This window comes from Pseudoalteromonas sp. Hal040 (genome assembly GCF_037162425.1).
Lineage (GTDB): Bacteria > Pseudomonadota > Gammaproteobacteria > Enterobacterales > Alteromonadaceae > Pseudoalteromonas > Pseudoalteromonas gelatinilytica.
The window spans coordinates 439012-456472 of sequence record NZ_JARLUU010000002.1; the positions used below are offsets into that span (position 1 = coordinate 439012).

Consider the following 17461-nt stretch of genomic DNA (forward strand, 5'->3'; position numbering starts at 1 on the left):
GTTATAACCCTAATAAATGAAGGGGTTAAAAGCAAATAAAAACTCGTAAGTATGGGGATAAATTAGAAGAATTAAACGAAGGAAAAATTGTTAAGCACGCATGCTTAAGAGCAAGTAATTAAGCTACTTGCTCAGTGATATCTGCAATTTCGATCAGTTTGCGATTAAGAATTTTTTTACAACAACCACAACACTTGCCACACTGGCTACCCACTTGCAGTTCTTTTGATAAATCGCGCATCGTCATAGCGCCATCATCAATTGTTTGTTCGATTTTTTTATCAGTCACACCATGACATAAACAGATATACATGAATGCAAACCACTCTCATTTCTCTTGATGGTCAGCATATTAATCTAAACGGTAATAGTTCGCAATAGTGTTATAGACAATATTTGCATAACTTTTATACCGAAATTTTCTAAATGGCACACAGCTAAAAATTTTCCCTTATGATTTGGGCAGTTAGTTAAAGGCGGCTAAAGAAATAATTTTTAAATTTTTTGAGGGGGTTAGTTTGGAGTTGAAAGAAAAAGATGGGCTGGCTTAAATACAGAGCATTCGGCAATGTAAACCAAAGAAGCCAACACTTCAGAAACTCGTAATCGTCAAGAGCATAGCTGGTTTTAACTTTTTAAGCAAAAGACAAAAAGAGAGACCTGATCCTATAGTCTTTTCACGGACTTTAGCCTCCCTATGAGATTAATATCTGGCAACTGTTTACCCCTACAGCCAACGCTTGGTTTGTATAAAAAACTATGTGATCGAGCTATTAAAATTGGGCTGGTAGCTAATTCTTTTGATGGGATGAATCGTTTTTATAACTTCATTTGTCATTCAGAAATCGTTGAGCTTATAAACCTTTTATTTCAACCGACTCCCCCACGAGCTTAAAAACACTCAAACAACAAATTCTGTATCGACTCATTTATTGCAAATAACCGCCACAGGATCCCCTTCATTAAGGGCAAATAAAACAAGTACCGTGTTCATGTAAATTCAGTAAACTGTGTCACTTAAAAACAGCAGTTCTAGCTATTTGAGCCAGCGCCACTAATTGGTGGCACTGACACATTTTGCACTGTCTGCTGGCAGGAAGTGCGCAGTTCTACTGGGGTTAGCTGCGCACTAAAAGCTTTTTTTGTTCAGCAATAAACAGGAAAAAGGCAAGACGCGACCCCATTTATCCTGGGATTAACAGTGCATTTGATAGCTTTTTATTGAGAAAGAAGGCCGAGGCGCCAATACTGTTTATTTACTTAAACTTTCATTTATCACCTTAAGCATATCTGAACTTATTGGTAAAAAAATTCTTTCATTACCTTTAAATCTGATTTCAAGAGTTTCTTCAGGGTTTACTTTACTCTCTACACAGAAATCCCTGTTTTGACCAACGGTTTTAATAGTGTCCCAAGGTATAATATATACATGGAAATAAGGAATAGTCATCGGGTAAAATGCAATACCTTTTTCTACTATTTGAGTCTTATAAAGACGTGTAAAATGGTCAATATAACCATAACCATGAAACCAATTTTCTTTCAAAATACCAAAGTCTTTCACTTCATTCGAAAAAAATAAACTATAGGTATCAATAGCAAAACCCCTTTTCTTTAACCTTACAATACTTCTTTTAACAGCAAGGCTTACAGGACCAAAGAAATTCCAATAAAAAAATATGTACAACAAAAGGCCACCACTAATTGAATATACATAACTTCCTGTAAAGAAATAAATAATAGCCCCAATAGTCGTACCTATAACTATAAAAGCTCGCTTTGACATTATGATATAGAATACTAACTTTATAAAATTCATAAACTAGTCAATGATCTCCTGCTTTTTAATAACTTTGTTTGTTTGATTCCACCGATGTAAATAATTTACTGCATTACGTACCGATGGTGGATTTGTGGGCACCTGAGGAGGGAGCTTACTTGGCGAGAATTTAGCAGCGCAGGCCATAACCATTCCGCAGGCAAAAGTTCTAAATTCTTTACTAAAGCTATCTAATTTAGATTTAGGTAAAGATGAATACCCATCTTTAAAGGCCTTTATTAATTCCCCCATTTCCATCACAGTAGGATTTTTTGACATTGAAAGTCTCATCCCAATGGAGTTAAACATTTTCGCAGTCCAAACCTCTGCGCCAGCAAATAATGCCCCCCATAATTGTTAATGGATGGTCACTTAATGCCTTCCCTCCACCAGCTTCAGCCCATTCATTATAACCACTTCCAATTCCTTGGGCACCTTGAATTAACCCCCATGCACCATGAGAAGTTGAGCCAGAAATATAATTAACTTCAAAGCTATACACATTACCATCAGTGTCGATATTACTGGCAAAACGAGTGTTACTACTTATGGAAGTTCTACCTACTGTAGCGGGAGAGCCTATATCAGTAATGGTTTTAGTTGTAGCCTCCATTGTTTTACCATTCATAACAGCAGATGTAGACGATGTAACTGCACCGTTTTCAAAGTTTGTTGACGTAACAGCAACATCTGAACCAATAACAGTTTGTGTAGATCTATTAGTTACCTGACCTGCGTCATTCGTTGTAGTAACCGTTATTTTTTCCCCTACGGTACGCTTAATTTTCGAACCTATTTTTGAAACCTTAATTTTCTCTTTTTCAATTTCTGCTGCGTACCCAGTAGGATCGGTTCCAGACAGCGGATTATTCATTATGTATGAATAAGGGTTAATACTTTGACTATTCGTTGGGCTTTGGATAACGGGGTCAACACTCATAAACCGCCCAAGGTTATAATCGTACACCCGACCGTTCATATGAATTAACTCTACATCATCCAAGTGTTCATGGTCCGTAAAGCCACGGTGTGTTTTGGCTTTATCTAAGTCATTTAGTTTTGAATTACCGTATGGCATTAAACTACCGCTTGCCAAACGTGGTTTACCGAATGGGTCAAAATTGCGCTGGGCCGTTACATAACCATTTTTATCTGTAAATATACGGGCACTACCCAAGCGGTCTTTATGTGTATAACGGATTGTGGCGCTTTCACTTGTTGTTTGGCTTATTACTGCAATGTCGTCAACATAAGCACGCCATGTGGTTTTACTGCCGCTGACTTCTTCTTCATACAATTTGTCAATGTAGAAGGTGGTTACGCTGCCATTCACTTGCTTAAAACGCATATGCTGCGGGCCATAAGTGAAATCAAGCGTTTTACCCGCTTTTTTGATTTGTGTAGGCTTGTCCATTGCATTATAAATTGCACTGGTTAAACCATCACCGCTCGTCATGTTACCACGAGCATCATAACCAATTAATTTCCAGCCATTACGATAAACACGTTTAACTGCATTTGGTCCACCTGTTGAGCCATTAATGTAGTCATATTGAGTAGCGTAATCTGATTTTGATAACAAGTTACCTATCGCATCATAACTGTAATTAGTAACTTCATGGCCATCCACATAATTGCGTTCTAGGCGATGTAAGTTATCGTAATCATACGTTTCAGTAAATTGGTGTAAGTCTATACCCATATTACCAGTGGATACATCCACTTGTTTTAAGTTACCAAAACCATCATATGACTGGTAACTGATATTCATAAGATTGTTACTAGCTTTATTGACCGCTTTCAACAACATTTGACCATTTCTGCTACTGAATGTAGACGTTTCTAACGTACCGTTACCTAAATCAGCAGCAGTGATATTGCCAAACGCATCTTGGTCAGTCACTGTTTTGTAAATATATCCACTTGCCGTATTTTTGATACTTTGCAAGTAACCACTGTTCGAATAATCGTAGCTAATAGTTAAATTATTTGGATAGCGTAACCCCTTAACTCGCCCGTAGTTGGCATCATAAAACGTGGTTGTTTTGTATGTTTTACCACTACCAGCAATAGTTTGTGTAGTTGCTCTACCGAGGCTGTCAAAGCTGAATGATTTTGTAACTCCATTGCCTGTTGCCTGGTTTAATTGCCCAAGGCCATAAGTTGCTCCATCGTAGGTATAATTTAAAGTATTTTCACCTGTTGCTGTGCGACGTGTCACACGGCCAAGCACATCAGTAATATACGTAAGTGTTTTACTCCCAACACGTGACTCTTTTTGCAACTCTCCAAAGCCATTGTACTCAAAATTGGTCACACCTTGGTTAGGGTCATTAACTTTTGTTTTACGCCCCAAAGCATTGTACTTAGCAATGATTTTATTGCTATTAGCATCTTGAATAACAGCAGGTAAGCCTTGGCCGTTATAGCTATAACGTGTAATGCCGTTATTAGCGTCTACCGTTTCCATTAATTGCTTAAGGCTATTGTAAGTACGAGACATGTCAATCGTCTTACCTTCACAATCTTCAGATGCGGTAATATCCGTTTTCAATCCAGCATATGCATAGGTCGTTGTCATATCACCACAATGCTGGTTGGTCACTTTTTCAGTTAAACGACCAAGAATATCGTAACCTGTATAGCTTACGCCATATGCAGTATTACCTTCTTTGTAAGGTATTGATTCGAATATTTTATAACCTAAATCGTTATACTCTACATCTGTAAAGACCCAATCGCCATTAAAGTCTTCGACTGCTGTACGTAGCACTCGCCCTAGCTTATCTTGGTAAATTTTCTGGGTTGGTTGGCCTGCACTCACTGAAACAACTTGTAAAACTGCGTTAGTAGGGGCCTGAGCATCTGGAAGCTGAACAGCAGTGTATACTATTGGTTGTCCGTCAGTTTTACTACTAAATGGTCTATTATAATCGTCATACGTATAGACTGTCGTTAAATATGAGGAGCCGCTAAGTTGTTGTCGTGTTTTTGTCACCTTGCCTGTAGCAGGATTAACATGGGTGTAACTCAAGTGATTTTTAGCGTTTTTTAGCTCGTACGGGAAGTAACCATCAACTGCAATTGTATTGCCGTCTTTTGAATAAGCCGTTTTAGTTGTTCTGGTTTGATTTACCCACGAACCACTACTATTTCGTACTTGAGCAGTAGCGCTCACTTGCGTTGGCAAACCATAATCATTGTATGTAGTTACAGTTGTCGTGCCCTTTCCTGACGTTGAAGTACCATGCAAACCACTAACCGTTATATTTCTAGGCTTTCTGTTTGCATGATAATTCGTAAGGTTAGTAACAACTTTAGCCGTAGGATCTAACTCTGTTGTTGACGTAATTGGGTCTTGCGAATTTCGGCTTGTCAGCGCATGTTTAGTAAGTGTCTTTGAAGTTAGCTTATCTAGGAACCATGTGTTTTCATCGTAATTGTAACTCATCACTTCGGTTGTTTTGTTAACACCCCAACCGTCTGTTAGTTGTGTGACTTTCTCTTTTACATTGCCATATTTATCAATGCTATTAACTGTAACAGTTTGAGTAGACACTTTCGTTTTAGAATAAGAGTTACTACTACTCTCACTTGTGGAAGGTAGTCTAGTTATTATTTTTGTTGTTTTAGGGTAAATACTGTATACCCCAGCAATTGAATGATTTGGATTATCTAGCCATTCAATTTCTTTAAAACTTAACGCCTGCGTTTCTGAACTTTCAGCATTTAATAAGTTATGACTACCATAGTTCTCTTTAGCGAATGTAGCTTGTCGTGTTAACTTTCCTTGATAAGGGAAAACTTGCTCAAAGTCAGATTGTGTCACAATACCTTTCGTAACATCTTCTACAATGATTGACTTGAACCCCATAAAGCCACGGCCTTGACCATTATACACTGCACCGAGGTAGTTATATTTAGACTCATTAAAACCACCTAAGCCATTGCTTTGCTTGAAATTAGCAACAACATACATTGATGAAGCGAAGTTAAAATAGTCATTTCCATTAACAACTTCTGATTCTAGCCTGTCATAGTTTAGGCTGTTACTGGTAAGCGGCCTCAAATACCACTCGCTTTTTACGCCTAAGCCATTTTCTATACTCTTAATAATATCAACAGGCGAATAATCACCACCATCATTTCCAGAGCCTGCCCCGTAATTCCTATTGATATATATGCCGTAGTCGTCTTCATAACCTGAAAATTCACCACTTGCCGACCCATTAAACGAATACCCTTCATCTAATTTGTGATTAAATACAAAGCTTCTTAGCCCAGTACCAAATGCGTCTACAAATGCTGAGTCATAAGCACTACCAATAATTGGGGTTAGTTTTTTCGTTGCTGATATAGTACCTGATTTAGATTGCGTAAAATGAATAGCACTAAATTGATAAATACTTTTATCCGCAGTAGAAGAGTTAATTGACTGTTTTGAATTTAAAGCTTCTGTTGTATAAGTAAATCCATAAAGTTGGTTTCCACATTTTTTACTAACATGATGACTTGGTCTTGCACTGGGGATCAGAGCACATCCTTCATAAATTATACTATCAGGCATTAACAATTCAGCTTTGCCATCATTATTGATATCTTCAATTTTAAATGCGCCTAAGTACTTTGGTACTGTTCTCAAGTCTTGCTCAGATGAAGAGTGGTAGATATACTCTGGCTTTGTTGCTACTAGGCCACTATCTAATAATACTTCAGAAGCAAAAGCTAGATTACCTTCATTAAGACGGTACATTAGGTATTTAGAGCTACCTTGGTACTCTAAACCAAGCCAATCAGATAAACCATCACCATTGATATCCATAAGATAACTTAACCCTGGAGCTAAAGGGTCTTCACTCACATCAAATGGGCTCGAATGTACATTACTATAATTATCATCACCTAAATAAAGCTCTGTAGGTATTGGTTGCAAAAATGAAATTCTATTTCCGGCACCTGTTTTAACTTTAATAAAGTCAATAGTTCCATCACCAGTCAAATCGCCTACAGAGTTTATATCTGTTGACAATGTGTATTTAGATGAGCCTGCACTGTATTTAGTTAAATTGAAGGTTTTATAAACAGTTGAAAACGGCCTCGTTTTACTTTTAACATTTAAATATATTTCAACTTTGGGTGTTGCACCAGGCTTGAACACAACCACATCTGGCCAGCCATCATTATTGAAATCCGCTATTGAGCGAATATGACTATCTCTTAAACCAAAATAAGTAGAAACTGGCATAGATATACCAGCATTTATTGTACTCCCACTACTACTTAGTTTGATTTTTAAGACACCAGAATTAATAAACCATTCATCACTTCGACCATCCAAATCAAAATCACCATCGTGACACTCTGATTGAAGGGTAAATGGGTTCTTAGTACAATTTTCAAACTGAATATTATTTTGAGTAAATTCACCTTCGGCATTAACATAGTATCCTTGCCAATCACGGACACCATCACCATTAATATCACCACGTGGTAAGACTGCACTTAAACTACTTATGTTTGAATAGAGCATATTGCCATTTTCACCCATTGGCTCAACGACATATGACTGCTCTGAATCATGCCAATCAAAAAGAGTTGGCTCAAAACAATTAGAACCATTTTCGCAAAGCTGAACACTCTGTAATAATCCTCGACCCGATGCAGTACTCGTTTTATAAGCTAAAGAATACTTCCTTATCTCATTGCCGAAACTATTTACTGTAATACTTTTTAACCTTTGCGTAGTTCTAGACTCACCTCCAGCTGCAAAACTTGAGTAGAATATATTTTTATCTTCATATTCGAACTCTACTGACTGCCCATTTGTAGAAGTTGCACTATTCACTGTGTAATAAATTGCCTGTAAGAGTTTTTCGCCAGCAGACTCAGCGATATACTCGTAATTAATGAAGTTCTTATTGGTAGAATCATGCTGATAATCAACTAACCATGAGTAGCTAGCAGATTTACCAGTGTGGATTAGTTGAGAATTCGCGGTTTTTCCGTAATAAGCAACAGATCCACTTTTATCCTCTACTTTAAACCAAGTTGAACTTCCGTTTAATGAGCCATTTTGTGTTACTCGGGTAAAGCTATCAATTTCTGTTCGATAAACTGTACCAGAATTGCCGTAAACACCCGACGTTGCTATTAGCCTTTGCCCATTAATACACAAACGGTCTTTGTTATTATATTGAGGGCTCTGTGCAAACCCATCTTGTGCATAAGTAGCTGCACAGCGAGAAATACTTGAACCAGCAGATAATGACCAACCTACGCCAGCGATACCATTTCCGCTCCTTGAGGAGTAATTAAGTGATACTGAAGGCTGAAAACCTGCCCGACTTGGCGGTAAATTTATGGGCATTGTATAACTAGCTGCACCACCTTGAACACTTGCGTTACCATCTATAGCCCCTATAGATTCAACATATAGCTCTGGAATTTGGCTAAATGAACCATCTGAAGGAGCGACAGTAGTTTGCGAACCAAATGTTGATGAATCGAGTATATTAAAGTCACGAAATATTATTTGGCTATCAACCCATCCTGATTTAGTAGCTTTTGCGCAGACTCGTTTAGCAGCTGAAATTGAGAAACTTGTAGTATATGACTGCCAACTAGAGTCACTACAACTCTGATTTTTAGGAACTAATTTATATTTAAGGGCTGCACCTTGAGATGACGATAATGTAATGAGTGTGTCAGGAGTAATTGATGATGAAACAGGAGCTATCGTTGGAGAATTTAGTCTTAAATTATAATCAGCAAAGCTGATTTGACTGTCAATTTGACCATTTTTTGTGGCTTTAGCGCAAACACGCTTAGAAGATGGCAATAAAAAAGAGCTATTATAGTTAGACCAACCACTATCTGAACATGTGCTGTTTGTAGCAACAAGCTTATATTTAATTGATGCATTATCAGCACTTGATAAAGTAATTTTCTGCGCTGAATCAATAACTCCAGCACTTGGGGAAATAGTAACCTTATTTAGAATTGCTATAGATTGAGTTTCTACATAATTACTATATTGATAAGAATCTGTTGATGAGTCTAAATTTACAGCTCTGATTCTAAACTTGAATGGTCCAGTACCCTGTATTGAATAACTATATGGGGATTCGGCCCAGGAAGTTTCTAATGTCGTATAAAATGAGGTATTTGGAACTGATACTCCAATTTCAAATTTTACATTAGATAATGTAGGTCCGGGAAAAGAAATTGAGCTTGCCCGATAAACTGAAGAGCTTTGAGACGAAAATATATCGTCGTCATCGTTAAATCCATATTCCCAAGTTAACTGGATAGAATTCCCAACAACTGTCGCTGTAACATTAGTTGGGGGATTTAAATTACCTGTTGGAGCTGAGTTTGCCAAACATGTAAAAAAAGAGTCAATGATATGAGGAAAAAAGTAATTTTACTTGACACAAGCGTAATCCTTTATATGTTATTATTGTTCCACTTAAAGGTAAATATTAAACATATTTGTTGCCATTATGTCAACACGCAAAAATTTAGCTAAAGAAAAATTAACTTTTAATAGCATCTAAATAATGGTTTGAATTAATAGTTATTGATACGCATACTTCTCAGAATAAATAAATACCAATACTAAAGAACCGCCTTTTAACTTTTAAATAACCTTTTGTGATCTCTTTTTAAACACCTCCCGTAAGCCTTATTGAAATGGACACGTCGTAACGTCCGAACATACAAAGATATAAGGAAGAACGATGAAATACATACTCCTGGTAAGCAGCTTACTTTTTCTCACCGCGTGTAGCGATGATGATGACGACAATACCAAAGTTGTTACCCCTCCCCCAGTTCAAGAATTCACTGCAAGTAAAACCTATTCTGTAACTTTAAGTGGCAAACAAGAAGTGCCAATGAATGACTCAATGCAAACAGCGACTGCAACGGTAGAGCTTGACGAAAGTTTAATGCAATTTCGTGCAACACTTGATGCAAGCTCAGTCGAAGGTTTTAGCGCAGCACACATACACGACGGCGATTTAGGCGCTAATGGTGATGTTGCTTTTGCATTTGAGGCCACTTCCGATGGTATGTATGAAGTCGCAATTACCGACCTTGATGAAAGCCTAATTGCTGATCTAATGGATGGCGATTGGTACATTAATCTTCATACCGAACAATATGCAAACGGCGAACTTCGTGCGCAAATTGTGCCTGATACAACCAGCATCATCACGTTTGTTTTAAATGGCGATCAGCAAGTGCCTATGAACGACAGCGACGCAATGGGTTATGGCTATGCATCTTATGATAGCGCCACGACAGAATTACGACTTCGTGCGGTGACTATGGGTGTTGATGACGCAACAGCAGCTCACATCCATACAGGAAAATTAGGCTCAAATGGTGATGTATTCGTGACTTTAGAACAAGATGATGAAGTCATGACAGACTGGGTAGTCCCAGAAGGCACCATGATCGACAGCGACACTTTGGCAGTACTTTTAGACGGCGGTCACTATGTTAATGTTCACACACCTGAATTTGCCGGTGGCGAAATTCGCGGCCAAATCTTAACAGACAACTATGCAGTTGCGACCTTTGACTTGAGTGGTAATCAAGAAGTGCCGATGGTCAGCACCATGGCTGATGGTGATGGTTATGCTCTTGTTGATACAACAGACTACAGTGTAGAGCTAACTGTTGTCACGTCAGGCTTAGACGATGCAAGTGCTGCGCACATTCATACAGGCCGTATCGGGACTAATGGCGATGTATTAGTAGCTCTTGAACAATCAATGGACGACAGTAATGTCTGGATGACACCAAGCAACACGCAAATTAATGCAGATATTTTTGCAGTGCTGGCTTCTGGCGGTCACTATGTCAATGTTCATACTCCTGCTAATGCTGGCGGCGAGCTTCGCGGGCAAATCCTAACCAGTAACTATGGTTTTACGAGCTTTAAACTAAGCGGTGATCAAGAAGTTCCTGCTCTCGAATCTGATGCAAGCGGTGAAGGCTATGCATTAATTAACATGGATAACTATGCCTTAGAGCTCTTAGTAAACACAATGGGTGTTGATGATGCGACAGGTGCACACATTCACACTGGCCGAATTGGCACGAATGGCGACGTACTCGTTGCACTTGAGCAGTCAACAGCTGACGCAGGCATGTGGATGACACCAGCAAATACCATGATCAACGCAGAGATATTTGAGGTACTTGCATCTGGAGGTCATTACGTTAACGTACATACTCCTGCTAACACGGGTGGCGAAATTAGAGGTCAGATCCTAACAGACAACTATCAGCTCGTAACTTTCCCGCTTAGTGGTATGCAAGAAGTGCCAGCTGTTGATACGATGGCATCAGGTAGTGGTTATGCATTAGTTAACATGGATAATTACCATCTAGAATTAAGAGCGTTAACCGAAGGTGTGAGTGACGCCACTGCAGCCCACATTCATACAGGTCGTATAGGCACCAATGGCGACGTACTTACTGCGTTAGAGCAATCAAGCGATAACATGAACCTATGGCAAACACCTGAAAACACCATGATCAATGCAGATATTTTTGCAGTACTCGCATCAGGTGGTCACTACGTCAATGTGCATACTCCTGCTAACCCAGGTGGTGAACTACGCGGTCAAATCCTTACCGACAACTATGTGTTTGTAACCTTTCCGCTTTCTGGTGAACAAGAAGTACCCGCGGTTACAACGGATGCATCTGGTGATGGTTATGCGCTAGTGAATACCAATGATTACAGTGTTGAGCTGCAAGTACTAACATCGGGTGTAAGCGATGCAACTGCAGCCCATATTCATACCGGTGTAGCCGGTGAAAATGGCCCTGTGTTAGCTCCTCTTGTGCAAGACAGTGATGATATGAATCGCTGGATGAGCAGCACAGGCTTAATGATAGATGCCGATATCTTTTCAGTTTTAGCTTCAGGCGGTCATTATGTAAACATTCATACGCCTGCAAATCCAAGCGGTGAGATTCGAGGCCAAATTCAATAATTTTATAGAGTCAGAGGCCAATATTTTTGGCCTCTTTTTGTTACTTTCCTCGTTCAATTAATCTCACAATAACATCCCTCAGCATCTGAGTTAATAAACTGGCTATTAAAACCCGCACGTAAGTTTGCGATTACTAACTCAACAAAGCCATTCTGACTAGAACATGCAAGTCCTTTTGATAATGGCCCTGCATACACAAGCTGTTGATTTGCTGAAACAAGTACTGCCGCAGGTTGAGCGGGTAATATTGCAGCAACCGCAGATGTTGGTTTAAGTTTTATTACTTTAATACCTTGCTCGGCTGCATAGCTGCTAAGGCTTGATATGTGCGGTTGTGAGCGTGCTGAGCATACACAGGTGTTTTCATCAATAATGTACAGGGTATCGGCATTGTTGATGCCAAGTTCCATACTTTGTTGAAAAGTAGGCAGCCAATTAGCTGCGGCTAACTTTTTATCTGGATCAAAGGTGCTTGCTTGTTGAGAATAAGCAAACACCAAGGCCAATACTACAGAGGCAACCCAAACAAGGGTTGCTACTATCACCCATTTGCTATTTGAATTTAGCAATACCTTGCTCCAGCACATCGATACTTACATCAATTAACTGCACGCGATCGGTGAGTTTTTCAATCATCAGATTGTCGTTGGTTTGGTTAGCAATTAAGGCTTGTGAGTTCTCGGCAATTGCACGTGTATTGCCCGCTTGATTTTGCACTACATGTGCAACCGATTGTGAACTGCTTGCGGCAACATTCACCTGCTCTGTCATCTCGGTAATTTGCAGCTTCATCTGCGAACTAATCGCCGACAACTGCTCTATAAGCGCAACACTACCCTGCATCGACTTGGTTGATGAGGCGCTGTTTTGCATCAAGCTTTCAAGCGTATTGGTTATTTTATCTGTCGTGTGTTTACTGCGCGTTGCTAAGTTTCTCACTTCATCAGCCACCACCGCAAAACCGCGACCTTGTTCACCAGCACGCGCAGCTTCAATTGCAGCGTTAAGCGCAAGTAAATTCGTTTGCTCAGCAATTGACGAAATTTCATTGAGTAATTCTGAGATATGCGAACATGCACTTACAAGTTGGCTAATATTTTGGTCAGCCTCTTGAAGATTATTAGCAAGCTCAGCTGTTTTGCTGTCGGTATTCGCCACCTCATTTAATGCCTCTGTGGCACTTAAATGGAGCTGCTCAAATTGTGTTTGCAGTTCATTACTTTCTTGTTCTACATGAGCGAAGCCTTCGGCGACTCGTTCACCTGACTGCGCGATATCTGCAGATAACTGCTCACGATGAAGTGCTTGCTCATGTAATTCGTCGTGTACTTCAAGTAATTGCTTAGACTGGTTTTTTAAAACACTACTTTGACTTTGAACATCACCTATCACGCTCGATACAAAACCCAGTAAGCGGTTAAAACCCGCTACGGCTTCACTGTTTCTGTCATCCGCTCTTAAACTAATGTTAATGCTGTTTTCGTCGGCCATTATTTGCTCTGTCGTTGTGCTTAACGATAAACCAGAACTACGTTCACGATGTAAGGTTTTAGCAATGAAGCCCGCTACAATTGCTTCAACAATGGCGTACACAGCATGAATAAGTACGGTGCTAAAATACAATCGGTCTGGGTCAAAAACATATAAGCCTACTTCGTTTATCTGTAAAAAATAAAAGCTCAAATGGTGTACGGCCACAAAAGCAAGCGCAGTAATAAACACGCGCCATTCAACAAACATGATCAATACGGCCATTAAAATAAATATTTCAAAATGAACTTCAATAAGCCCGTAGCTTTGTTGGATGTGTAAAAACGAAAACATCATGCAACCGGCTGCAACAACATGAGCAGTTAATTTGCTCGTTGGGTATTGATTGAGCATCCAAAGCGGTAAAGACAGCAGTAATAAGCCGGTTATTACACCGGTCATCAGGGTCGAATAGATAAAGCCTAAAACCAAAGACTCAACAAACAATAAAAGGAACAAATAAGTAAAAAGGCGGCGCACACTCGTCATAGATAAAGCCTTAATTATTAAATAATTTACAAAAATACAATTAATCGCGCCAATACGGTTTGATACGTATCATGGTTCACTTTATTAATTGCAATAATGCTCTAAATTGTTCTGTCCCTGCTTTTTCTAGCCATTGAAATATCACGCTTTCTGTACAAGTAATAATAGCACCTGCTGCCGATAGCTGCTTAACAGCCAATTCTTTATGTTTTTCGTTACGAGATGCAATGGCATCTTCAACCACAAATACCTGATAGCCATTGGCAATTAAGTCTAAGCAGGTTTGCAGAACACACACATGCGATTCTGTACCAGTCACTACTATTTGCTGACGGTTAAAGCCAGCCAATTTACGGTTAAATTGCGCCTCTTGGCACGCGCTAAAATGTATTTTGTGATAGCAGTTATTGCCATTTATAAAAGGTAAAAGTTGTTCACTACTTTTACCTAACTTTGTTGGGTTTTGTTCGGTAAATAAATAGGGAATATCTAAAACTTCTGCTGCTTTTATTAACTTTTCGGTCTGTTCAACTGCTAGGCCAAAGTCGTTAATTACCGGTTTAAGCCCTGCCTGAAGGTCAATAATCAATAACAAGGCTTTACTTTTTTGGCTTATAAATAAATGGCGCATCATGTTCTCAAATTGCTGATAATTGAACTAGTTATAGCATAGGTTTCAGTTTCAGCACCAAGTAGACCTTAATACTATTTTTCTTTTCAGAACCATTAATTACAGTCATAATTGTGCTATATTTTGTTAAAAATTATGCGTAAATAATAATTTAGGGTTAATCAGTCAGTGCCTAAACTTCTTCTTTTGATTTTCAGTTTGCTGTTCTTCACGCTTTCCTCTTCGACGTTGGCACAAAACTATGCTTTGCAAATGCAGCGTATTTCGACCGATGAAGGACTTACGCAAGGCAGTGTAACTAAAATCGTGCAAGATGATTTAGGCTTTATTTGGATTGGTACCTATCAAGGCCTAAATCGATACGATGGATATCAAGTTGCACCTTTTGCTGGTGAGTACATACTTGATCAGCGACAAATTACCGCGCTGCATAAAACAGAAGATGGAAACATTTTCGTTAGCACTGAATACTCAGGTGCTTTTTTTATTGATCCTAAAACCCTCAAAGTTGAAAAAATCTATTCTGGCAAACTCGACCCTGAAGATGTTTTCTTCTCACCTATTCTAGCAATCACTGAAGACGACCACTTTTTTTACTTTGCTATTGCTCAACACGTTTATTCATACAACAAACAATCTAAAAAGTTTTTGCATGAGTTTTCTATTAATAAAGAGGAGCATATTGTGCGAGCACTGACCTTGCACGACAACTTTTTATATATTGGTACATCGAATGGGCTTTTTTCGAAAAACCTGGCTGATGACCATATTTCGCATATTCCGCTAACTGATAAAGCTCAGGTCACCGAAGATAATAAAAACGTTAAATTTTTAAGAATTGATGCGCAGCTCGGCTTGTTTGTCGGTACCGTAGAAGGCATGTTTGATATCCCTTTTAACGCTAACCGTTTACTGGCATTTGATAAGGTAAGGCTATTAATCCCTAACTTAAATATTTGGGATTACTCTGTTAGCTCATTCGGTGAATATATTGTCACAGAAAAAGGCTTATATGAGTTTAATCGTCAAACCATGTCGGTTGAGTTCATCTTAAACTTTGAGCAAAGTAAGTTTTTGATGACTGACAATTCAATCCAAGATGTAATGATTGATAAAACAGGGCTGCTTTGGCTGGCATCCCGCTCACAAGGTGTATTCACTTGGTCAACTCTCGCAAGACGTTTTAAGCATATTGAATTAAAAAACAACCAAGCTCACTTCAATAATAATGTTTGGACTGTATTACAAGATCAAAACAACACAGTTTGGATAGGTACTGATAATGGCTTGATGAAATACAATCAACTCACTAAAGAAGTCACCCCCTACTTAGTGAGTGACGACGAAAAAGCGTTTCACGGTCAGCACGGTATTTATGGTATTACCGAAGCTAACATTGATAATAGCGGTCGTTATTTATGGTTGATGAAATACATTGGCCTTGCCCTATTTGATAAACAAACTGGCAAACTAGTGCCTTTAAAAGGCAATGCTGAAACCATTCATCTTTTAAGTTACGGCCCAAACTGGGGCTTTAGAGCAATTGGCAATGATCAATTTGCCTTTTTAGATGACAATAATTTTTATAAATACAATGGCAAAACCGGTGAACTTTCAACAATTAAAGGACTAAAAGAGCAAGTAGACCTTGTTAATGCCCATGCTTTTTTAGAGCCACTGCCTAACTACCCCGATGAATATGTGCTGAGTATGTCTGGCCAGTTGTTCCGCTACAATGAGCAAACTCAAAAGTTAACACTGATATACCAAACAGAAAACTATAACCCATTAGCGTTCACTACCATTGATGACTGGGTGATGGATTATAACAACACCCTGTGGCTTGGTTCAGCTGACGAAGGCCTCATTGGCATCGATGCTAAAACTTATGAAGTTAAACACCGCATTAATATACAATCGGGCTTAAAAGCCAAATCTGTATTTGCATTGCAAATAGACCGTTTTGGTTTTTTATGGTTAGGCACTCAAAATGGCCTATACCGTGTAGATTTAAGTTCTTTAGAGCTAGACAGTTATTTCATTCGCGATGGTCTAGCCGTTAATGAATTTAACATTGATGCCGACACAACCCTACATAACGGACAACTTGCGTTTGGTACTACCCGCGGCGTACTTTTGCTTTCACCTGAAGATTTTTTATCGTCGCCTGTCGAAGTAGGTAATATAAACACCGAGATCACGAATGTATCTTTGCTTTCTCGTGAGCTTAACTACCACCCATACAAGTATGTAAATACTCCGCTACAGATCACTTCTGAAGATATGGGCTTAGCTGTCACCTTTTCGAATTTTGATACCATTAATAAAGATAAAACATCGTATCGAGTAACCCTTGATGGGCCGACCTCACTGCAATATGACAAGCTAACAACCAATGAGGTCTTTTTCACTAAATTACCACCTGGCGATTATGTGTTAACGGTTTCATCATCGTCCGAGATAAGTGATGCTGTTTCTGCCACTCGGCAGTTGAGATTTAATGTTGCCCATGCACCTTGGTCATCCCCTGCTGCAAAAACAAGCTACGCCATTATTATATTAGCTATTTTGTTTTTTATATTTTGGCAATACCGTGCACGTCAACAAGTGATACGCCGTGCCCATGAAGAGGTTGTCCAATCTCAACAACAAACTGAGCTTGCTTTAAGCACCAATAAAAGTGGTGTTTGGGAGATTAACCTCGCAGAACAATTTTTAAGAACCACCCGGTTTTCAGCTGAACTTGGTTATACCGAGTACAAAGATGGTATTACCTTAAAAGAGTTTGTTAGCTTAGTTCACCCACACGACCGCAATAATGTAACGAATCAGTGGCAATTATTCTGCAAGCAAACCAACAACGAACAATGGAACATCACTTATAGGTTAAAACATAAAAGTGGTGAGTGGCTTTGGTATGAAGATGTAGGCCGCGACTGTTGCACACGATGATAAGAATCGACCATTACGAGTTACGGG

Annotated in this window: 9 protein-coding genes; 2 read left to right on the forward strand and 7 right to left on the reverse strand. The window is 39.0% G+C overall.

Annotation, left to right across the window (positions count from 1 at the left end; translation table 11 throughout):
• Positions 1-118: 118 nt before the first annotated feature.
• The 4 genes from P4S60_RS19655 to P4S60_RS19670 form a co-directional block, all read right to left on the reverse strand.
• Entirely contained in the window at positions 119-313 is a 195-nt protein-coding gene (locus P4S60_RS19655; RefSeq protein ID WP_054554573.1) for a (2Fe-2S)-binding protein, read from the reverse strand.
• 939 nt (positions 314-1252) lie between these two features.
• On the reverse strand, positions 1253-1786 hold the full coding sequence (locus tag P4S60_RS19660) for a hypothetical protein (protein ID WP_337117187.1): 534 nt from the start codon (positions 1784-1786) through the stop codon (positions 1253-1255).
• Between the two features lie 36 nt (positions 1787-1822).
• Entirely contained in the window at positions 1823-2098 is a 276-nt protein-coding gene (locus P4S60_RS19665) for a hypothetical protein (protein WP_337117188.1), read from the reverse strand.
• Positions 2099-2120: 22 nt separating this feature from the next.
• Positions 2121-9200: a SpvB/TcaC N-terminal domain-containing protein gene (locus P4S60_RS19670; RefSeq protein ID WP_337117189.1), complete on the reverse strand. Its 7080-nt coding sequence runs from the start codon at positions 9198-9200 to the stop codon at positions 2121-2123.
• A gap of 358 nt (positions 9201-9558) precedes the next feature.
• Between P4S60_RS19670 and P4S60_RS19675 the strand changes: the two genes are divergently transcribed.
• A complete protein-coding gene (locus P4S60_RS19675) occupies positions 9559-11832 on the forward strand; it encodes a CHRD domain-containing protein (protein ID WP_337117190.1) in 2274 nt (757 codons plus the stop codon).
• Positions 11833-11885: 53 nt separating this feature from the next.
• On the opposite strand, the gene P4S60_RS19680 is transcribed toward P4S60_RS19675, so the two are convergent.
• From P4S60_RS19680 to P4S60_RS19690, 3 genes are all read right to left on the reverse strand, one after another.
• Positions 11886-12401: a DUF6436 domain-containing protein gene (locus P4S60_RS19680; protein WP_337117191.1), complete on the reverse strand. Its 516-nt coding sequence runs from the start codon at positions 12399-12401 to the stop codon at positions 11886-11888.
• Positions 12385-13851, reverse strand: coding sequence for a methyl-accepting chemotaxis protein (locus P4S60_RS19685; RefSeq protein WP_337117192.1), 1467 nt, complete (start codon positions 13849-13851; stop codon positions 12385-12387). The genes P4S60_RS19680 and P4S60_RS19685 overlap by 17 nt, the downstream gene beginning before the upstream one ends.
• A 76-nt stretch (positions 13852-13927) precedes the next feature.
• The gene (locus tag P4S60_RS19690) at positions 13928-14485 is read right to left on the reverse strand and encodes an isochorismatase family protein (RefSeq protein ID WP_337117193.1); all 558 of its coding nucleotides are present in this window, start codon (positions 14483-14485) and stop codon (positions 13928-13930) included.
• Positions 14486-14734: 249 nt separating this feature from the next.
• Here P4S60_RS19690 and P4S60_RS19695 point away from each other — a divergent pair, with 249 nt between their 5' ends.
• On the forward strand, positions 14735-17434 hold the full coding sequence (locus P4S60_RS19695; protein WP_337117194.1) for a two-component regulator propeller domain-containing protein: 2700 nt from the start codon (positions 14735-14737) through the stop codon (positions 17432-17434).
• Positions 17435-17461 lie beyond the last annotated feature (27 nt).